Here is an 18,148-nt window from a genome sequence, read left to right as displayed (position 1 = left end):
AAAAGCCCGGACGAAGCCGCTTGCCATCGCAGGAAAAGCTGTGCCGTCCCGCGAAGCCAAGCCGCGGCGTCATCGGGCGACCGCGCCCGCCGACTTCAAAACGTCGATGCTGACCCTGCGGGTAAAAGACGATCTGAAGGAACAGGCAACCGCGACGCTCGCCAAGGCCGGCATCTCGCTTCCCGAGGCGATCCGCGTTTTTCTCGGCCGCGTCGTCAGCGAGCAGGGATTTCCATTTCCGCTGCATGTTCCGAACGCCGAAACGACGGCGGCATTGCGCGAAAGCATGGCCTCCGATCACAAACGCTATCCGGCTGTCGCGGAGATGTTCGATGCCCTCGACAAAGGCACCGTCGGCTAAGCGCGCTGCGCTCCCGAGGCAGATCGCTTACAGCAAGCAATTCCTGAAAGACTACGAACGTTACAACAGGGCCGGCCGGTCAGACATGGCCAGGCTGCGGGAATTCGTGCTGATCATGGTCACCAACGAAGCGTCGCTGCATCCGCAATGGAAAGACCACGCGATCGACACCGGGGAATTTGCTGGAACAGGAATGCGCGACGCCCACATTCACGGCGATTTTCTTGTGCTCTATCGCATCATAGGAACCCCTGAGATCGTCGTGTTCGAGCGCCTTGGGACGCATAGCGAATTGTTTGGGTAGAGACGCGCGATGGCAGCACTAACCTTGGTTTGATCGACCTGCATCAACTTTGTCTCGCGAAAGGCAAAGACCTAACCGGCCGCCTGACCCTACAGATCCAACGCCGGCTGCGGCTTCTTCCGCAACAGCCGCAATGCCCCCGCCGCGACCAGCATCACCGCCGCCCCAGCGCCGGCCGCCCACAACTCGAGCGACTCCGGCAGCGGCCCGAACCAAACCGCCAATTCGGGGTCCGACGCCATGATCTCGCCGGCGACCCAGCCGAGCAGGGTGGCGCCCGCCACGATCAAAATCGGAAAGCGGTTGAGCAGGCCGAGCACCAGCGTCGAGCCGAAGACGATGAGGGGCACCGACACCGCGATGCCGAAGACGATCAGCGGTACCGAGTTTTTCGCCGCCGCCGCCACCGCCACGACGTTGTCGAGCGACATGATGGCGTCGGCGATGGCGATGGTGCGCACCGCGCCCCAGATCGACGACGAAGCCTTGATGTCCTTGTCGTGCGAATTCTGCATCAGCAGCTGCACGGCGATCCAGAACAGCAGCACGCCGCTGACGAGTTTTACGTAAGGGAGCCGCAGCAGCTCGACGACGAAGAAGGTGAAGAGGATCCGCAGCGTCACCGCGGCCAGCGAGCCGGCCAGGATGCCCCACTTGCGACTGCGCGGATCGAGCCCGCGGCAGGCCAGCGCGATGACGACGGCATTGTCTCCAGACAGCAGGATGTTGATCCAGACGATCTGCAGCCCCAGCAGGACCAGGGTCGAAATATCGCTCATCGCGGAAAAAGGGCTCCATGTCGTGGCATGCATGTCGTGGCCCGTGGCCACACACCATTGTGAATAGCGCTTTTGGTCAAAAAAAGATCGCGGTTTTGCAGTCTGCCCTGCGGCTCCCTGCGGGTCAGGTCCGCCGCCTCTATCAAGAGACCGGATGTCTCCGGCCGATCATGTCCGCTAAGCCAACGCGAAATCAACATCATGCCCCGGAGCCAACCATGACGACCCGCCGTTCGCTGATCAAAGCCGCCGGATTTCTGTCCGTTGCCGCCGCCAGCCCTGCCGTCGCCGCGCCGCAGGCCGACGAGGACAAGGTTTACACAGGCCCGCGCGCGATGCCGCACGGCCTCACCCTCCTCGCGATCAGGCAGAGCGACGGCGACGAGACGCTCGGCGTGAAAACGGCGCATGGCATCCTCGACGTCGCCGCGGCGGCCGATGCGCTCGATCTCGACGCGCCGATGACGCTCGAAGAGATGCTGCTCGTCGGCAACGCCCCGCAGTTGGAGGCTCTGGTCAAGGCGGCCAGCGGCTCGGCGAAAGCCAAGGCGGCGTTTCTGGACGAATCCAAGATCACCTTCGGGCGGCTGTTCACCAACCCGAGCAAGATCATCTGCGTCGGCCTGAACTACAAGGAGCACGCGGAAGAGGCGGGCATGAAGCTGCCGACCGAGCCGATCCTCTTCAACAAGTACAACAACACGCTGGCGGCGCATCAGGCGCCGCTGAAGGTGCCGCCACAGGATGTGACCAGCAAACTCGACTACGAGACGGAGCTGCTGGTGGTCATCGGCAAGCCCGCGCGCAACATCGCGGCGGCCGACGCCTTGAGCTGCGTCGCCGGCTACTGTGTAGGCCACGATTTTTCGGCGCGCGACCTGCAGCTGGAAAAGGGCGGCCAGTGGATGATCGGCAAGACGCTCGACGGTTTTGCGCCGATCGGGCCGTATTTCGTCTCCGCCGATCTCGTCGGCGATCCCAACGCGCTCACCATCGAGACCAAGGTCAACGGCGAGGTCCGGCAGTCGTCCAATACCAAGAACTTCATCTTCAACGTCCAGGCGGTGGTGGCCTATGCGTCAAAGCTGTTCACGCTGAACCCCGGCGACATCATCTTTACCGGCACCCCGCCTGGCGTGATCGTCGGCAAGCCGAAGGACAAGCAGGTCTGGTTGAAAGCCGGCGACAGAATAGAGAGCACGATCGAGAAGTTGGGCACGCTGATGTTCACGCTGGCGTAGTACTCTAACTTAAAGACCAAGTTCCGAGTGAGACCCGAGACGCACCAGTTGCAGCGTCTCGGCATTTGGTTTGCGCTAGATGAGAACGAGATCTGGCTTGATGTGGCAGTCCCGGTGATCGGCCCAATCGCCACTCAACGCGTGATCGCGGTTGCGGGCCTCGAGGCGGTCATCATTGGCGAGCGCTGTGACGATGGCGACAAGATCGGCATTCAGCGTTGTTCGGTGTTGGCCCTTTGCTTCTCGCTTAAAATCGCGTTTGAAGGCGCTCGTGCGCTCAATCGTCCGCATTCAAGTCGGCCACCAACGCATCGATGGTCTTGAACGAGGCAAGGCCGCCGTGCCGCGCCTCTTTCATCGCTTCGATCGTTTCGCGATTGGGTATGAGCGGCTCGAACGGCAGCGCCTTGTCGTGAGCGACCCGGGTGAGCATCAGGCGTACTGCATCAGAGATCGTGAGGCCCATGGCGGCCAGGACGGTGGCAGCCTCGTCCTTGATGGCGCCGTCGATACGCGCCTGAACAATCGTATTGGCCGTCATGGCTCACACCGCATGTATGACAATGTCATCAGATAAGCGAATGCAGGCTCGTTTCAATGAGGTTCGACCCCTCTGCTCGATCCGATAGGAGTCTACGTCGTTTGCGACCTACGAAACTCGGGTCAACCCTCCGTCCTTTTAGAGACCGCCGACACGTGACGTCGGGTGCCGAACACTTGAGCTTGGCCATGCTCGTGGGCAGAAACATCTCGGGCGCTGCCGGCGTATTTCCGATGCAACACGTTAGCCCCGGTTAGACATTCTGCCGTCATGCCCTTCCGACGACCCTGCGGCTCCAGGTTCCATGGAGCAAAGCAGCATGTCTATCGCCACGTCGGATCAGAGCCCTCGAACGTTTCGTGTGAAGACCGCCGTCTTCACCGTGATCATCGCGATGATGGTGTACGTTCTCTACCATAACGAACACTTCCTGATCGATGCGGCGGATCCGATCTGGCAGCATTACCACACCTTCCAATGGTGGCTGCTCCCGCACGGTGTCGCCGGCGCCTTTGCGCTGGTGCTGGCACCGCTGCAGTTTTCCGATCGGCTGCGCCGGCGCTACGCGCTGCTGCATCGCGTGATCGGGCGCATCTACGTTGCGGGGGTGATCGTGCTGGCGCCCCTCGGCGTCTACATTCAATATCTTGACGAAGCGGTGGGCGCATCCCGGTCGTTCACCTTCGCTGCCGGCTTCGATGCCGTTCTGCTCCTGGTGACCACTGGGCTCGGCCTTGCTTTCGCGGTGGCGCGCAAAATTCCGCAGCACCGCCAGTGGATGACCCGCAGCTACGCCGTCGGCCTGGCTTTCTTCGAGGCGCGTCTCATTCTCGGGCTGGCCGGACTGGATCGGCCGCCAAATCTCGCAGCGGCCGAGATCGTCGTGTGGAGCTGCATCGCGATGGCCGTTCTGCTCGGCGACCTGGCGAACCAGTGGTACGATCTGCGCAGTGCGCCGCCGCGACTTGGTCCTGCCAGGTGAGAATCCCGTTCAGGCGCCGATGTGCGATTGCCAAAATCGCGGCGGCTGTCGCGTATTGCGCCAACACGGCGCAGCGCTCATCTTCGCCTCGTCCATATGCAAATAGTGACGCGTGACGCGTCGTGACGCAAAAATGGTGTTGTCGGATTCTCGGTTTTTGTCGCGGTGTCCTCTCCACTCTGCTGCGCATGGTTCCCCTCCCCCTCTTGGAGGGGGAGGGAGCGCTTAGCCTACCAGCTTCGCAGTGATTTCCGCGACGTGCTTGCCCTGGAAGAAGGCGCCGGCGAAGTCGTTGTCGCTCGGCTGGCGGGCGCCGTTGCCGCCGGTGATCGTCGTCGCGCCGTAGGGCGAGCCGCCGCTGACTTCGTCGATTTTCAGCTGGCCCTGGAAGGCGTAGGGCAGGCCGACGATGACCATGCCCTGGTGCAGCAGGTTGGTGATGATCGAAAACAGCGTGGTTTCCTGGCCGCCGTGCTGGCTGGCGGTCGAGGTGAAGGCCGAGCCGACCTTGCCGACGAGGGCGCCCTTCATCCACAACCCGCCGGTCTGGTCGAGAAAACTCGCCATCTGCGAGCTCATGCGGCCGAAGCGGGTGCCGGTGCCGACGATGACCGCGTCGTAGTTGGCGAGATCGTCCGGCTTGGCGATCGGCGCCTGCTGGTCGAGCTTGAAATGCTGGGCGCGGGCGACGTCGTCCGGCACCAGTTCGGGAACCCGCATGACATCGGCGGTGGCGCCGGTGCTGCGCGCGCCTTCGGCGATGTGTTCCGCCATCGCCTCGATATGGCCGTAAGCGGAATAATACAGGACGAGAATTTTGGGCATGTCGGGGTTCCTAGGTGTGAAAGGTTTGAGATGACGATCGCAATGTCATCCTGGGGCGCGCGAAGCGCGAACCCGGGATCTATGAAAACGGGGCGGCAGATCGGGCTGGAACCCGGTGTTCTACCGCCGATCGGGTGTTCATGGCTCCCGGGCTCGAGCCTCCGGCGCGCCCCAGGATGACAGCGGAAACTTTGTCAGGCGGCATCGACGAGCACGAGCTCGCTGTCCTCAATCGCTGTGACGCGGATGGCGGTCTCACCGGTGATCGCGGCACCGCCGCGCTCGGCGAGCGCCACGCCGTTGACCGTCACCGACCCTTTCGCGGGGACGAGATAGAGGTGCCGGCTGGTGTCGACAGAATAGTCCGCGCTCTCGCCGGCTTTCAGCGTCGCGCCCAGAAGCCGGGCGTCGGCGCGAATCGGCAGCACGTCCGCATCGCCCGCGACGCCGCTGGCGAGCGCCACGAAGCGGCCGGAGCGTTCGCCTTTCGGGAACGGCTTGGCGCCCCAGGCCGGCGCCGCGCCGCGCGCGTCGGGCAGAATCCAGATCTGGAACAGCCGGGTCGTCTCGTCCTCGAGGTTGAACTCGGAGTGTCGGACGCCGGTGCCGGCGCTCATCACCTGGATGTCGCCGGCCTCGGTCCGGCCGGTGTTGCCAAGACTGTCCTGATGGGTGATCGCGCCCTGCGTGACATAGGTGATGATCTCCATGTCCTTGTGCGGATGCGCGGGAAAGCCGTTCTGCGCCGCGATCGCGTCGTCGTTCCACACGCGGATCGCGCCCCAGCCCATGCGCTTGGGGTCGTGATAGCTGGCGAAGGAGAAATGATGCTTGGCGTCGAGCCAGCCGTGGTTGGCGGCGCCGAGACTGGCGAAGGGTCTTATGTCGATCATCATGCGCTCCGTAACAGGATGCCGCTTTGGTTGACGCAAACATAGTTGCATTCGAGAGGGCGAAAAGAGAAACCTTGGAAACATGTGGTTTCCGAAAATGAGCCGATTGAGGACCTAAGCGAGCGATGAGCCTTCCCGATTTCGAGGCCTGGGCGATCTTCGTCAAAGTCGTGCAGACCGGCTCGTTCTCCCGCGCCGCGATCGAGCTCGGCCTGTCCAAGGCGACGGTATCCAAGGCGGTGGCGCGGCTCGAACTGCGGCTCGGCTCGCACCTCCTGCAGCGCACGTCGCGGCGCCTGGCTCCGACCGAGATCGGCCGGCAGTCGATGGCGCGGGCACAGCGCATGCTCGTCGAGGCCGAAGCGGCCGACCTTGAAGCCTCCGAACAGGCCGCCGCGCCGCGCGGAAAAGTGCGGATGACGGCGCCGGTGTTTTTCGGCATCGAGTACGTCGCCCCGCTCCTTCAGGAGCTTTTTCTGGCCTACCCGGACGTCTCGATCGACCTGCATCTGAGCGACGCGGTGGTCGATCTCGTGGGCGAGGGCTTCGATCTGGCGGTGCGCATCGCGGCGCTCGCGGATTCCACCTTGCGGGCGAAACGGCTCTGCGCCGTGCGGGCGCTGGTGGTGGGGTCGCCGGCCTATTTCGAGCGGTACGGCACGCCGACCCATCCGCAGGATCTGGGCGCCCATCGCTGCCTGACCTATGCGCTCGGCAACGACCCCGGCCGCTGGCGCTTCGAGAATGCGGCGGGCGACGAGCTTGTGGTGACGCCGCACGGCCCGCTGCGCAGCAACAGCGGCGAGGCCTTTTTGCCGCTGTTGCGCGCTGGCTGCGGCGTGACCGTGCTGCCGGAGTTCATGGTCTGGCGGGACCTCGCCGCCGGCACCCTTCGCGCCGTCCTGATGGACTGGAGCGTCGGCTCGCTCGGCCTCAACCTGGTGATGCCGCCGGGCGGCCTGCGGGCGGCGCGGGTGCAGGTGGTGATCGATGCCCTGACCCGTCACCTCTCCGGCGCGGCCTGGGCGGCTAAGGTGCCGCCGGAATGCGTGGCCGCGCATCGCGAGCAAGAACGAGCAACGCCGCCAGGACGGCCTGGGTAAGGTCCTCGATCGTTGGACGCGCGCTGCGGGTTCTGTGGCGCGGCTGGTGGCGATTGCGGGTTCGCGGCACGTGGATGAAGCCGGCTAGCGGTGCGAGGCCGCCGGCGAGGGTGAGGTAGAGGGTGGTGTTGCAGACGTAGTCGCCGGCATCGATGGAACGCTTTGCGGGCACCCCGGCGGCCTGGATCGAGCGGAGGATACGAGCGGATGGATATGTCGCGGTAAGAACGGGCGGGCCGCCGGGACGGATCTGCTGGGCTGTCCGGCGCCGCGCGGCATCGGGATGCAGCGGCCCGGCGCGGTTGATGGCGCGGGTCTCGATCGACACGGCGCGCCGCCGTCCGGCGAGGCCGACGTGGAGGATGGCGTCGGGCATGGTCGCACCAGTGGCCGCGTCCATCGCCGCGCCGACGCGGTCGAAGACGACGGGCAGCAACGCGGTCTCAAGGCAGATGCCGAGGCGGCCGAGCCGGCCGCTGTGGCGCGCGAGCCGGCCGAGCAGCGCGGCACTGGGATTGCTCGGCGCGCCGGGAAAGGCGCCGAAGCCGGTGACCAGAATGACGATCGGGGCGGAGGTCCCAGTCTCGACACGTTTCATCCCCATGCATAAGTCGTCTCTTTACGGGGGCGTCAATGGTTCTGTAAGGACGGTTGGCGTTGAGTGCGCAGCCCGGGCAGGCCGGACAGGCAGATCGTCATGAATCCAGTCGCGGCATTTGGTGGACGAGGTCGGCGCGCCCGCTTTGCGGTGGCGCTGATGGCGTCCGCGCTCGTCCTGACGGGCTGCGTGACCGACAAGGTCTCCGAAGTCACAGGCTCGGTCGGCGACGTGTTCGCCACCGGCGAGCCCAAGGCGCCGCTGCGGGTGCCGATGTTCGTCGTCTCGACGCGTAAAGGCAAGGCGGGCGACGCCAACGAAATGTCCGACGGCATCCGCGAGAGCCTGCAGACGGTCACCGTGCCGCCCGGTCATCGCGCCGGCGAGATCGAGCGCCCGACGTTCGGCGGCGACAATCCGCAAAAGCATTTCACCGTCTCCGCCTATCGCGGCCTCAACGACGAAGACTTCAAAGCCGAGCTCGCCTCGCACCTGTCGGGCCGCATCGGCTCGAACCGCGACGTGCTGCTCTACGTCCACGGCTTTAACACCAGCTACGACGAGGCGCGCTTCCGCCTGGCGCAGGTGGTCACCGACGGCCGCTTCGGCGGCGTCCCCGTCCTGTTCACCTGGCCGGCGAGCGGCAGCCTGTTCGACTACGAGGCCGCCAAGGAAAGCGCGTCGGCCTCGCGCGACGCGCTGGCGCAGCTGCTGATGCAGCTGAGCGACGTTCCCGACATCGGCCGCATCCAGATCGTCGCGCATTCCATGGGCAGCTGGCTGACCATGGAGGCGCTGCGCCAGGACGCCATCGCCGGCCGGCCCGACCTCAACGGCAAGCTCGGCGAGGTGATGCTCGCGGCCCCGGACATCGACTTGTCCGTGTTCCGCCAGCAGATCGCCAAGATCGATCCGACCCACGTCTCCGTGCTGGTCTCCGCCAACGACCGCGCCCTGTCGATCTCGCGGCGGTTGGCCGGCGATCGGCCCCGCGTCGGCGCGCTCAACCCGCGCAACGAGGCGGATAAGGCGATCCTCGATAAGCTCGGGGTCAACGTCTACGACCTGTCGAACGAGTCCTCCGGCATGATCGGCCACGGCACCTACGCCAGCGCCCCCGCCGTCATCAAACAGATCGGCGCCCAGATCGGCGAGGCGCGGGTGCAGGATTCGGACGTGACCGCCGTTCTCGGCGACCGGCCCGTCGAGACCAAGGTGGTGACGCAACCACTGCCGCCGACGCCGACGGTCAACGCCCCGCCGATCGTGCCGGAGGCGGCGAAGTAGGGGGCATCGGCTGCCCGCGACATTCGGTGTAGATTGGCCGCGTCAAGCGCCCGCTCGGGACGGATGCGATGCCGAAAACTCTTTACGAGACCGACTTTTATACCTGGGCCGCGCAGCAGGCCGAGGCGGCTGTCGATCGAGGTTGCGACAACGACGCTGCGCAAGGATCTGAAACTCAAAGCGGCGCTTTAAGCGCGCTACGGCGTGCAGGAATATTGGGTCATCGATACGACGAAGCTGCGTTTGACCGTGCATCGGGCACCGGTGGACGGCGTGTGGTCTTCGGTCGAGGTGTTGCCGGCGGAGGCGGTGCTGACGCATAAAAGCGCGCCTGGATTTGCGATCAGGTTGTCACAGCTTTAGAGGAGCTGTGCTTTGTAAGACAGGGCTTTACCTGCCGTTTTCGCGTGTGCGCGGAATGGCATTAAATGCGGCGAGCGACGCTTGGATCTCGCGGGCGACGGCGAGGTGCGCGGGATTGGCGGTGACGAAGGTTTCGCTCGTCGCCGCCATCAGCAGGCCACCGTCTGGCCGGTACTCCACGATGGCGGACCTGGGTGGCGTCACGAGGTGCGCGAAGCGCGGCGCCACGTAGAAGATCCAGGCGAAGCCGAGGTCACGCAGGTCAGAAGGACCGGCCGAAGCGTCGCTGGCCTCAAAAGTCTCGGCCATGGCGAGAAGCGCCCCGCGAAAGATCCGGTATGTCACCAGACTGGGGTCCGGCACCGCGCAAGCGTCGGTCCGTAGGATGATGCTGTTACTATCGTACGGGTTATCACTGCCCGCGAACAAGTTGAGATTGACCACCCGCGACCGGGAGTGGGAATCGGTTACGCTCCAAATATGCGATCCGGCTTCGGGAACGAGCCGCCCGGCGCGGGTTCGTTCGGTTCTGGAGATAACCCGGGCGACCTGCCCTTCAAGATCAGGATCAAAGGGGACAAGCCCCAACTCTTCATCCCAATGTTGCCAATGAGCGAACATGGGATCGAGAGCCTGAAGTTGGGCGACGACCGTAAGCCAGCGCGATGCGATCAGATCGTAAGGCTCGGCGCGGCGGCCCCATCGTGCGGCGATATGAAAGATGTCGGATAAAGCGACCATTGCGGGAAGGTCTGTGTCGCTCATTTCAGTTTGCTCGGTTTGAGATAAGCAACGACGACGTCTTTAAGATCTTTGTCTTCTTTGAAACGGTCACGTACAAGTTCAGCCGCGCCGCGCTCCGCGAAATAGATCTTCAGTCCGGCACCGCGTGCTTCAGCCGCGCGAAGATGTCGCCGTGCCTGATCTTCGATATCGGCCATGACGAAGTCCGCGATTTTAGGGTTTCGCAACATCTGCTCATAGCCCTGCCCCTTGGCATCGGCAAAGTCGCCGGGTTTCATGTCACCGTCGAGGAGATCGCCGGCGTAACGGAAACAGTCGTCGGGAAACTGTTCTTCGCCTGTAACAGGATCGACAATCCTGACAGCAAAGCCGCGTGGAATGGGTAGAAGGGGATTTACACGGGCGTGGACATCGTCCTCATAGTCCAGGAGATGCACTTTCGAGCCATGCGGTGTGTCCGGTACCGGCGCGGGGCACAATTGCGGTTCGTCTGTCGAGGCCGCCGGCTTCTCCTTCGCGCGTGGCGCAAAGGCCTCCTGCACGGCTCCCAGGTCGAGATAGAACTGCTCGCCAAAGTCGCGCCCGATGGGCTTGTCAGTCGCGATATCGACGTAGATGCCACGACGGTTCTGCGCGCGTACGACGGCTTCGCTGCCATCCGCTGATGTCGTCGCAAGCCGAAGCGTTCCGGCTGGCCCGTCACGCTGGAAACGGATGTTGGGCGCGTCGGGCAGCGTGCCATCGGTTACGCCGCCGCTATTGGGTGTCGGGATGAAAAGCGCGCCAAGAACGGCGGTCGGCACCGAAAAACGGGCCGCGAACGTCGCGAGCGCCCTGACGATCGTTGGGCTGGCGCCGACCAGGAACGATTGCACGACACCGCGCGTCTCCGCCGCAGCAAGGCCAAGCAACGCGTTGCTGCCGGAGTTTGAGCCCCATTGCCCACTGTTGCGCCCGTTCCCAGCAGACACGCGAGGTTCGTTGTCATCGTATTTCTCAAGGTTCCCATCGAACCCAAGACTGCCCAGCAACGCGTGCGGCGAAAGCCCCTCGTCGAGCAGAGCCGCTGCGAGAAAGAGCCGGAAGGCTTTGTCTTCGCGATCGACGCAAGTCAGGCGTGCAAATGCCAGTTCGATGTAAGCGAGCGCCTTATCGCCTTTCTGCCAACGGTCTATGGCTCGGCTAATCTGTTTGAGAGCCAACGGAGTGGCAGGATGACCATACGTTGCAGTCAACAGAGCCGCCGCCCGACCGAGGCGACCTTCCTTCCATCCGTATTCTGATCCCTGGGCCCGAACGAGGATGGTCGCGTAACCGAGGCTCAAACCTTCGTCGCTTAATCGAGGGCGATCGTAAAACGGCGTGACACGCCGTCCGGCATCGTAGAGATTTCGCATATCCAATACGGTCTGCACGCAAGACTCCACCGACGGTTAGTCTTGAGGAGCATAATCATCGATTGAAATTGCAGTAAAGATATAGGCCAAGCAATGTACTTTACGATAATAAGGCAGAGTTATGTGGATTTGCGAATAGTATTGCAAGCTGCCCGCTACGCCGCCGCATCCCGCTGCCGATACCCCAGCCGCCCGTTCAATGCATCCAGCAGCTCCTCCGCCGCCTCCGTCACCACCGTGCCCGGCGGAAAGATCGCGGCGGCGCCGGCGTCGCGAAGCGCTACGAAATCCTGCTGCGGGATGATGCCGCCGACGACGATCATGATGTCGTCGCGGCCCTCGGCCTCCAGCGCCGCCTTCAGCGCCGGCACAAGGGTCAGGTGGCCAGCTGCCAATGTCGACAAGCCGATGACGTGGACGTTTGCCGCCACCGCCTGGCGGGCGGCTTCCTCCGGCGTCGCAAACAGAGGCCCGATCTCGACGTCGAAGCCGAGGTCGCCGAAGGCCGAGGCGATCACTTTTTGGCCGCGGTCATGGCCGTCCTGGCCCACCTTGGCCACCAGAATGCGCGGCTTGCGTCGGTCGTTTTCGGCAAAGGCATCGACCAGGCCGCGCACCCGCATCACCGCGTCCGTCTCGCCGGCTGTGCGGGTGTAGATGCCGGTCACCACCTCGGCCTTGGCGGCGTGGCGGCCGAACACGTCTTCCAGCGCCAGCGAGATCTCGCCGACCGTCGCCTTGGCGCGGGCCGCTTCGATCGACAGCGCGAGCAGGTTGCCGTCGCCCTGCGCGCCCTCGCGCAGCGCATCGAGGGCTGCGTTCAGCGCGCCATCGTCACGATCCGCGCGCAGGCGAAAAAGCTTGGCGATCTGTTGCTTGCGCACGTCGCCGCTATCCACCTTGCGGACGTCGGGCGGCACGTCGCCCGGGGCGCGAAAACAGTTCACGCCGATCACCGCCTGATGGCCGGAATCGATACGCGCCTGCATCCGCGTCGCCGCCTCCTCGATCCGGCGCTTCGGCACGCCGGCCTCGATCGCCTTGGCCATGCCGCCGAGCGCGTCGATCTCGGCGATATGGGTGCGGGCGCGGGCGACGAGATCATGGGTCAGGCGCTCGACGTAATACGAGCCGCCCCAGGGATCGATGATGCGGGTGGTCCCGCTTTCCTGCTGCAGGAACAGCTGGGTGTTGCGGGCGATGCGCGCGGTCTCGTCGGTCGGCAGCGCCAGCGCCTCGTCGAGGGCGTTGGAATGCAGCGACTGCGTATGGCCCTGGGTCGCGGCCATCGCCTCGACCTGGGTGCGCACGACGTTGTTCCAGACGTCCTGCGCCGTCAGCGACCAGCCCGAGGTCTGGCTGTGCGTGCGCAGCGCCAGCGATTTTTGCGACTTCGGCTGGCATTGGCCGAGCAGTTCGCACCACAGCAGGCGCGCCGCCCGCATCTTGGCGATCTCCATGAAGAAGTTCATGCCGATCGCCCAGAAGAAGGAGAGGCGCGGGGCGAAGGCGTCGATGTCCATCCCCGCGGCGAGCCCGGCGCGGACATATTCGATGCCGTCGGCGAGCGTGTAGGCGAGCTCGAGGTCGGCCGTCGCCCCGGCCTCCTGCATGTGATAGCCGGAAATCGAGATCGAGTTGAATTTCGGCATGTGCGTCGCCGTGTGGGCAAAAATGTCGGCGACGATGCGCATCGAGGCGGCCGGTGGGTAGATGTAGGTGTTGCGCACCATGAATTCTTTGAGAATGTCGTTCTGGATCGTCCCGGCGAGCTTGTCCTGCGTGACGCCTTGCTCTTCGGCGGCGACGATGTAGAGCGCGAGGATCGGCAGCACCGCGCCGTTCATCGTCATCGACACCGTGACGTCGCCGAGCGGGATCGCGTCGAACAAAGTGCGCATGTCCAAAATCGAGTCGATCGCCACGCCCGCCAGCCCGACGTCGCCGGCGACGCGCGGGTGGTCGGAATCATAGCCGCGATGCGTCGCGAGATCGAAGGCGACGGAGAGCCCCTTTTGGCCGCCGGCCAAATTACGGCGATAGAAGGCGTTGGACTCTTCCGCCGTCGAGAAGCCGGCATATTGCCGGATGGTCCAGGGCTGGTTGACGTACATCGTGGGGTAGGGGCCGCGGACGAAGGGCGCGACACCGGGATAGCTGTCGAGCGCGTCGAGGCCGACGAGGTCGGCCGCGGTATAGCGCGGCTTGACCGCGATGCCCTCCGGTGTAGCCCAGGCTGTGCGCCGGGCCGTCCCAGGCTGCGCGGTCCCGCGGGCGAACGGCAGGGTCGTGAAATCGGGGATCGTGCCCATCGCGCTCCGCCTTCCGTTCGAATTATACAAAGTATAGCGCCGAAGGTGGCAATTGCGCTATGGCCGCGTGACGGCTGCCTCGTGCAGAAATCCAAGCGTACTCGTAAGGGTTTGCAGGCCGTTGCTTCCAGAATGGATGAAGCCGTCGACGGCGGCCGATCGCCGTGTTCCGTCCGGCGTATGCGGCCGACCGGCCAATAAGATGCGCGCGACTCCCGCTGAGCGCAGCGTCGCAACCGTGGCGTCAAGACGATCGGCATAGGCTGCGTCGGAACCACACACGCAGACGACCGCCGACGTGGGGCCATGGGCCGCCGGGTCACCGTCAGCCGCACCGGTCATCGTTGCGATCCCGGCGGCGGCAAAGAAATTGGCGGCATAGGTGGCGCGCGGGCCATAATCGGCGGGGCCGCCGAGCGTCGCGAGAAACACCGTCGGGCGGATCCCTTGTACGCTCATCGTTTCGGCGGCGTCGCGGAGCGCCTCGAAGGCCTCGCCGTCCCGCAGGGATGGCAGGGCCAAAGCACCGCGGGCGGGCTCGGCGCGTCGCGCTACGTCGGTGACCGCGGGATCCGCGATCCCCAGCGCCGGAAACGTGTTGGTCCCTGTGATCCCGTGCGTCATCGTCGCGATGGCGCGGGCGCGGCGCGACCGCGTCTCGGCGATCCGTCCCTGCAGGAGACCCGCGCGCAGGCTCGCCTCGATGCCGCCTTCGCCTTCGATCTGCTGGAACAGGGTCCAGGCATGGGCAGACAGCTGGTCGGTCAGGGCTTCGAGACCGCCCGACCCGGCAGCCGGATCGTCCACCCGCGCGAGATGTGCCTCGTCGAGGAGCACGAGCTGGGTGTTGCGGGCGAGCCGGCGGGCGCCGTCCTCGGGAAGGCCGAGCGGCAGCGTGAAGGGGAGGGTGGTGATGACGTCGGCGCCGCCGACACCGGCGGCGAAGACCGCGGCGGTAATGCGCATCACGTTCACCCAAGGGTCGCGTCGCGTCATCATGCGCCACCCGGTTTCCGCATGGAGACGCATCGGCATCGGCGTGATGCCGCACGCCGCTTCGACCTGCGCCCAGAGCCGTCGCAGCGCCCGAAATTTCGCGATCGAAAGAAAGGTGTCGGCATCGGCGACGAGGAGAAAGGCGATCGCGGCGCTGGCGTCGTCGAGAGGTTGTCCCGCCCGCTCCAGCCGGCGCAGATAGGCGACGCCGGTCGCCAGCACCGCCGCAAGCTCCTGGGCGTCGCCGGCCCCGGCTTCGTGATAGGGGCGTCCGTCGGCGAGAAACGTCCGTCCGGCCAGGCCGGCCGCGCGCAGCGTTTCGAGGAAATCGCGAAGCTCGCCCGCGGAATCTGCCGGTGCCGACAATCCGGTGCGGGCCCCGTGCCCGATCGGATCCAGGCCGAGATCCACGGTCAGGGCCGCACTGGTCAGCCGGCGTGCCGTGCTCAGGCCGGCCAGCAGCTTGGCGGCGTCGATAGCGCGATCGCCGGCATCGAGCCGCAGGCCGATCAAGTCGAGTTCGATACCCTCGAGCGCCGAGGCCAGGGCAGCCGCGTTCACCGGCAGCCCGAAGCCGCGCGCGTCTCCTTCGAAGACCAGCGTCAGCGCCGTGGCGCCGCCTTCGAGATCGAGCAGAGCGAGGCGATTGGCTTCGCCCGGAACGGGATGATCGACCCGCTGCGCGACGCCCCAGGCGCCGTCATTCTGGCGGAGCGCGCGGGGGCGATCGGCAAGGTTGCGCGGATAGAGCGGCTCGATCCGCAGGCCTTCGGCGGTCAGCGTTGAGAGCGTGTCGAGGGAGCGCCCGCCGATCGCCTTCTCGGCAAGCGCCTGCCAGATCGCTTCCGACATCACGGCTCCCCTGGTGAGCTAGATGAACTGCCCGAGGCCCGGGATCGCGTTGGCGACGTGGCTGACACGCTCGTCGCCGGCCTTCTCCTTGGCATAGGCGAACAGCTCCTTGCCGACGGTTGCCATCTCGCCGGTCCCGAGTCCTATCCCGGTGAGCTGTCCGGCCAGGCTCATGAGACCGCCGCCGCCCATCATCGACATCAGCCCGCCGAGGAGCCCGCTGCTTGCGGGCTTGTCCGCTTCCCCCGCCGCCGCCGCCTCTTCGGCGCCGGGGAGAGCCTGCAACATTTCAACGACTTCGGCCGTCGGGCCTTCTTTTTTTAAAAAAGCAAAGATTAAGCCGATCGCGCGCTGCGCTTGATCGGGAGCAATATTCGCGGCGCTGGCAACACGCGCGATCAATTCTTCCATAGAGGCTCTCGCTCTTTTTGGGTGTTCGTCGACAATTCAACGAACGGGCCCTCGCTTTATTGCGTCTATCGAAAGCGGTTTCGCCGGAACAGATCGCGCATCCCGTCCGTGCAAGGTCCACGCCCTGATGCCTTGTTGCCGCCGTGGCCCCGAAAATCAAGCCGGTAAGACGCTGCGTCCCCCTACGAAAGGGTTAACAAACGCCTTAACGCTGTCACACGGATGTAATTTATCACTGCTTAGACAGCCTCGTAGTGGGGGAATTAAAGAATGACATCGATCTCGGCACCTGACTTCGCGGTGGGCGAAGGCGACAAGAAATACGAGAACAAGCTCGATCTCAACCAGCCGATGGGTCTCAAGACCATCCTGGTCTTCCTCGCGATCATCGCGATCGGCCTGTTCTTCACCGCCTACAGCATCTACGCCGATGTCTCGAAGGTCGGTACGCCGATCACCAGCTACGTCCCCTTCTTCCTTCTCGCCGTGGCGCTGCTCATCGCGCTGGGCTTCGAATTCGTCAACGGCTTCCACGACACGGCCAACGCCGTCGCGACCGTGATCTACACGCGCGCCATGGCGCCGCAGGTCGCCGTCGTCTGGTCAGGCTTCTTCAACTTCCTCGGCGTGTTGACCTCGAGCGGCGCCGTCGCCTTCGGCATCATCTCGCTGCTGCCGGTCGAATTGATCCTGCAGGTCGGCTCCGCCGCCTCGTCGGGCACGATCTCGGACGGCTCGTCCGCCGGCTTCGCGATGATCTTCGCCCTGCTCATCGCCGCCATTCTCTGGAATCTCGGCACCTGGTGGCTCGGCCTGCCGGCCTCCTCGTCGCACACGATGATCGGCTCGATCATCGGCGTCGGCGTGATGAACGCCCTGATGAAGGGCCGGGACGGCACCTCGGGCGTCGACACCGGCAAGGTGATCGAGATCGGCGAGGCCCTGCTTCTGTCGCCGCTGGTCGGCTTCTTCCTTTCGGCCTTGCTGCTTCTCGCGATGAAACGGCTGATCCGCAGCAGGGAGCTCTTCGCCGAGCCGATCCCCGGCAAGACGCCGCCGCTTTGGATCCGCGGCCTGCTGATCCTGACCTGCACCGGCGTCTCGTTCTCGCACGGCTCGAACGACGGTCAGAAGGGCATGGGCCTCATCATGCTCATCCTCATCGGCACCGTCCCGACCGCCTATGCGCTCAACCGCGCTTTGCCGCAGGATAAGGTGAACAGCTTCATCACCGTCTCGCAGGCGGCCTCGAAGGTCGTCGAGAGCAAGGCGGCCGGCTTCAACGTGATGGGCAACCCCCGTCCCGCCGTGACCAACTACATCACCACCAAGGCGATCAACGAAGGCACCTACCCGTCGCTCGCCGTCCTCATCAAGGACATCGCGACCCAGGTCCAGGGCTACGGCTCGATCGACAAGGTCCCGGCTGCCGTCGCCGGCAACACGCGTAACGACATGTACCTGACGGCCGAAGCCGTGAAGCGCCTGTCGAAGGACAAGGACTCGACGCTCTCCGCCGACGAGAAAAAGACGCTGGCCAGCTACAGCGGCCTGCTCGACGCCTCGACGAAATTCATCCCGACCTGGGTGAAGATCGCCGTTGCCGTGGCACTCGGTCTCGGCACGATGATCGGTTGGAAGCGCATCGTCATCACCGTCGGCGAGAAGATCGGCAAGACGCATCTGACCTACGGCCAGGGCGCCTCGGCCGAACTCGTCGCGATGCTCACCATCGGCGCCGCCGACAACTTCGGCCTGCCGGTCTCGACCACCCACGTCCTGTCGTCCGGCGTCGCCGGCACGATGGCGGCGAACGGCTCGGGCATTCAGTGGGCGACGCTGCGCAGCATCGCGATGGCCTGGGTCCTGACCTTGCCCTGCGCCATGCTGATCTCGGCGACGCTGTTCTTCATCTTCGTCCACATCTTCTAGAGCGCTTTCCGCTTTGGTGGGATCACCAAAGCGATCAGAAATCGCTCTCTTCTCAGCAAGTTAGAGCATTTTCTCGATCACAAAAGTCTGCAACTTTTGTGGAAAATGCTCCAACCGGACGCATCTCGACGAAACACGAAAGGCCGGGCGTCATGCCCGGCCTTTTTGTATTTGCACGTCAACTCGTTCAGTCGATTGCGACGCCGGATTCCGCGCTCAGCTGCTTG

18 protein-coding genes and 1 pseudogene are annotated in these 18,148 nt (G+C 64.6%); 8 read left to right on the top strand and 11 right to left on the bottom strand.

What is annotated here, in order from left to right:
* Positions 1-361: type II toxin-antitoxin system RelB/DinJ family antitoxin (locus tag GSQ79_RS04400; RefSeq protein ID WP_210253007.1), on the top strand; the 361-nt coding region annotated here is incomplete at its 5' end.
* On the top strand, positions 333-665 hold the full coding sequence (locus tag GSQ79_RS04395; RefSeq protein WP_158807521.1) for a type II toxin-antitoxin system YafQ family toxin: 333 nt from the start codon (positions 333-335) through the stop codon (positions 663-665). The genes GSQ79_RS04400 and GSQ79_RS04395, both read left to right, overlap by 29 nt.
* A gap of 89 nt (positions 666-754) precedes the next feature.
* Here GSQ79_RS04395 and GSQ79_RS04390 read toward each other — a convergent pair whose 3' ends face one another.
* Entirely contained in the window at positions 755-1,444 is a 690-nt protein-coding gene (locus GSQ79_RS04390) for a TerC family protein (RefSeq protein WP_158807520.1), read from the bottom strand.
* 218 nt (positions 1,445-1,662) lie between these two features.
* Between GSQ79_RS04390 and GSQ79_RS04385 the strand changes: the two genes are divergently transcribed.
* Positions 1,663-2,685 carry a fumarylacetoacetate hydrolase family protein gene (locus GSQ79_RS04385; protein WP_158807519.1) on the top strand — a complete coding sequence of 341 codons (1,023 nt, stop codon included), beginning with the start codon at positions 1,663-1,665 and terminating at the stop codon, positions 2,683-2,685.
* Between the two features lie 9 nt (positions 2,686-2,694).
* Here GSQ79_RS04385 and GSQ79_RS04380 read toward each other — a convergent pair.
* Together GSQ79_RS04380 and GSQ79_RS04375 are read right to left on the bottom strand one after the other, a co-directional pair.
* Positions 2,695-2,976 (bottom strand): annotated as a pseudogene (locus GSQ79_RS04380) (type II toxin-antitoxin system YafQ family toxin).
* The gene (locus GSQ79_RS04375; protein ID WP_158807518.1) at positions 2,963-3,226 is read right to left on the bottom strand and encodes a type II toxin-antitoxin system RelB/DinJ family antitoxin; all 264 of its coding nucleotides are present in this window, start codon (positions 3,224-3,226) and stop codon (positions 2,963-2,965) included. The pseudogene GSQ79_RS04380 and the gene GSQ79_RS04375 overlap by 14 nt, the downstream one beginning before the upstream one ends.
* A 319-nt stretch (positions 3,227-3,545) precedes the next feature.
* Here GSQ79_RS04375 and GSQ79_RS04370 point away from each other — a divergent pair, with 319 nt between their 5' ends.
* A complete protein-coding gene (locus GSQ79_RS04370; RefSeq protein WP_158807517.1) occupies positions 3,546-4,208 on the top strand; it encodes a DUF2306 domain-containing protein in 663 nt (220 codons plus the stop codon).
* A gap of 225 nt (positions 4,209-4,433) precedes the next feature.
* Here GSQ79_RS04370 and wrbA read toward each other — a convergent pair whose 3' ends face one another.
* The gene (gene wrbA, locus GSQ79_RS04365) at positions 4,434-5,033 is read right to left on the bottom strand and encodes an NAD(P)H:quinone oxidoreductase (RefSeq protein WP_158807516.1); all 600 of its coding nucleotides are present in this window, start codon (positions 5,031-5,033) and stop codon (positions 4,434-4,436) included.
* Positions 5,034-5,227: 194 nt separating this feature from the next.
* A complete protein-coding gene (locus GSQ79_RS04360; protein ID WP_158807515.1) occupies positions 5,228-5,926 on the bottom strand; it encodes a pirin family protein in 699 nt (232 codons plus the stop codon).
* 125 nt (positions 5,927-6,051) lie between these two features.
* Between GSQ79_RS04360 and GSQ79_RS04355 the strand changes: the two genes are divergently transcribed.
* A complete protein-coding gene (locus tag GSQ79_RS04355; RefSeq protein WP_158807514.1) occupies positions 6,052-7,029 on the top strand; it encodes a LysR family transcriptional regulator in 978 nt (325 codons plus the stop codon).
* Here GSQ79_RS04355 and GSQ79_RS04350 read toward each other — a convergent pair.
* On the bottom strand, positions 6,956-7,633 hold the full coding sequence (locus GSQ79_RS04350; protein WP_158807513.1) for a hypothetical protein: 678 nt from the start codon (positions 7,631-7,633) through the stop codon (positions 6,956-6,958). The two genes, GSQ79_RS04355 and GSQ79_RS04350, sit on opposite strands and share 74 nt — an antisense overlap.
* A 93-nt stretch (positions 7,634-7,726) precedes the next feature.
* Here GSQ79_RS04350 and GSQ79_RS04345 point away from each other — a divergent pair, with 93 nt between their 5' ends.
* Complete coding sequence (locus GSQ79_RS04345) at positions 7,727-8,914, top strand: alpha/beta hydrolase (RefSeq protein WP_158807512.1); 1,188 nt, start codon at positions 7,727-7,729, stop codon at positions 8,912-8,914.
* 204 nt (positions 8,915-9,118) lie between these two features.
* Positions 9,119-9,277, top strand: coding sequence for a Uma2 family endonuclease (locus GSQ79_RS30250; RefSeq protein ID WP_158807511.1), 159 nt, complete (start codon positions 9,119-9,121; stop codon positions 9,275-9,277).
* Positions 9,278-9,304: 27 nt separating this feature from the next.
* Here the strand turns inward: GSQ79_RS30250 and GSQ79_RS04335 are convergent, their stop codons facing one another.
* The 5 genes from GSQ79_RS04335 to GSQ79_RS04315 form a co-directional block, all read right to left on the bottom strand.
* Positions 9,305-10,042 (bottom strand): Imm52 family immunity protein, encoded by a 738-nt coding sequence (locus tag GSQ79_RS04335; protein WP_158807510.1) that lies wholly within the window; start codon positions 10,040-10,042, stop codon positions 9,305-9,307.
* Positions 10,039-11,436 carry a hypothetical protein gene (locus GSQ79_RS04330; RefSeq protein ID WP_158807509.1) on the bottom strand — a complete coding sequence of 466 codons (1,398 nt, stop codon included), beginning with the start codon at positions 11,434-11,436 and terminating at the stop codon, positions 10,039-10,041. The genes GSQ79_RS04335 and GSQ79_RS04330 overlap by 4 nt, the downstream gene beginning before the upstream one ends.
* Positions 11,437-11,573: 137 nt before the next feature.
* Complete coding sequence (gene scpA, locus GSQ79_RS04325; protein WP_158807508.1) at positions 11,574-13,730, bottom strand: methylmalonyl-CoA mutase; 2,157 nt, start codon at positions 13,728-13,730, stop codon at positions 11,574-11,576.
* Positions 13,731-13,787: 57 nt separating this feature from the next.
* Entirely contained in the window at positions 13,788-15,578 is a 1,791-nt protein-coding gene (locus GSQ79_RS04320) for a methylmalonyl-CoA mutase family protein (protein ID WP_158807507.1), read from the bottom strand.
* 18 nt (positions 15,579-15,596) lie between these two features.
* Positions 15,597-15,989 carry a DUF2267 domain-containing protein gene (locus tag GSQ79_RS04315; RefSeq protein WP_158807506.1) on the bottom strand — a complete coding sequence of 131 codons (393 nt, stop codon included), beginning with the start codon at positions 15,987-15,989 and terminating at the stop codon, positions 15,597-15,599.
* A 270-nt stretch (positions 15,990-16,259) separates the two neighbouring features.
* Here GSQ79_RS04315 and GSQ79_RS04310 point away from each other — a divergent pair, with 270 nt between their 5' ends.
* Positions 16,260-17,921: an inorganic phosphate transporter gene (locus GSQ79_RS04310; RefSeq protein WP_158807505.1), complete on the top strand. Its 1,662-nt coding sequence runs from the start codon at positions 16,260-16,262 to the stop codon at positions 17,919-17,921.
* The last annotated feature ends 227 nt before the right edge of the window (positions 17,922-18,148 follow it).

This window comes from Beijerinckia sp. L45 (assembly GCF_009765775.1).
Lineage (GTDB): Bacteria > Pseudomonadota > Alphaproteobacteria > Rhizobiales > Beijerinckiaceae > RH-AL1.
This window is presented reverse-complemented; position numbering and strand designations above follow the sequence as displayed.

Bases quoted from the DNA above. Each gene is read 5' to 3' on its own strand.
- GSQ79_RS04395 (WP_158807521.1), top strand. From the start codon at position 333: ATGCCCTCGACAAAGGCACCGTCGGCTAAGCGCGCTGCGCTCCCGAGG.
- GSQ79_RS04310 (WP_158807505.1), top strand. From the start codon at position 16,260: ATGACATCGATCTCGGCACCTGACTTCGCGGTGGGCGAAGGCGACAAG.
- scpA (WP_158807508.1), bottom strand. From the start codon at position 13,730: ATGGGCACGATCCCCGATTTCACGACCCTGCCGTTCGCCCGCGGGACC.
- GSQ79_RS04375 (WP_158807518.1), bottom strand. From the start codon at position 3,226: ATGACGGCCAATACGATTGTTCAGGCGCGTATCGACGGCGCCATCAAG.
- GSQ79_RS04320 (WP_158807507.1), bottom strand. From the start codon at position 15,578: ATGTCGGAAGCGATCTGGCAGGCGCTTGCCGAGAAGGCGATCGGCGGG.
- GSQ79_RS04355 (WP_158807514.1), top strand. From the start codon at position 6,052: ATGAGCCTTCCCGATTTCGAGGCCTGGGCGATCTTCGTCAAAGTCGTG.
- wrbA (WP_158807516.1), bottom strand. From the start codon at position 5,033: ATGCCCAAAATTCTCGTCCTGTATTATTCCGCTTACGGCCATATCGAG.
- GSQ79_RS04385 (WP_158807519.1), top strand. From the start codon at position 1,663: ATGACGACCCGCCGTTCGCTGATCAAAGCCGCCGGATTTCTGTCCGTT.
- GSQ79_RS04390 (WP_158807520.1), bottom strand. From the start codon at position 1,444: ATGAGCGATATTTCGACCCTGGTCCTGCTGGGGCTGCAGATCGTCTGG.
- GSQ79_RS04350 (WP_158807513.1), bottom strand. From the start codon at position 7,633: ATGGGGATGAAACGTGTCGAGACTGGGACCTCCGCCCCGATCGTCATT.
- GSQ79_RS04360 (WP_158807515.1), bottom strand. From the start codon at position 5,926: ATGATCGACATAAGACCCTTCGCCAGTCTCGGCGCCGCCAACCACGGC.
- GSQ79_RS04345 (WP_158807512.1), top strand. From the start codon at position 7,727: ATGAATCCAGTCGCGGCATTTGGTGGACGAGGTCGGCGCGCCCGCTTT.
- GSQ79_RS04315 (WP_158807506.1), bottom strand. From the start codon at position 15,989: ATGGAAGAATTGATCGCGCGTGTTGCCAGCGCCGCGAATATTGCTCCC.
- GSQ79_RS04370 (WP_158807517.1), top strand. From the start codon at position 3,546: ATGTCTATCGCCACGTCGGATCAGAGCCCTCGAACGTTTCGTGTGAAG.
- GSQ79_RS04335 (WP_158807510.1), bottom strand. From the start codon at position 10,042: ATGAGCGACACAGACCTTCCCGCAATGGTCGCTTTATCCGACATCTTT.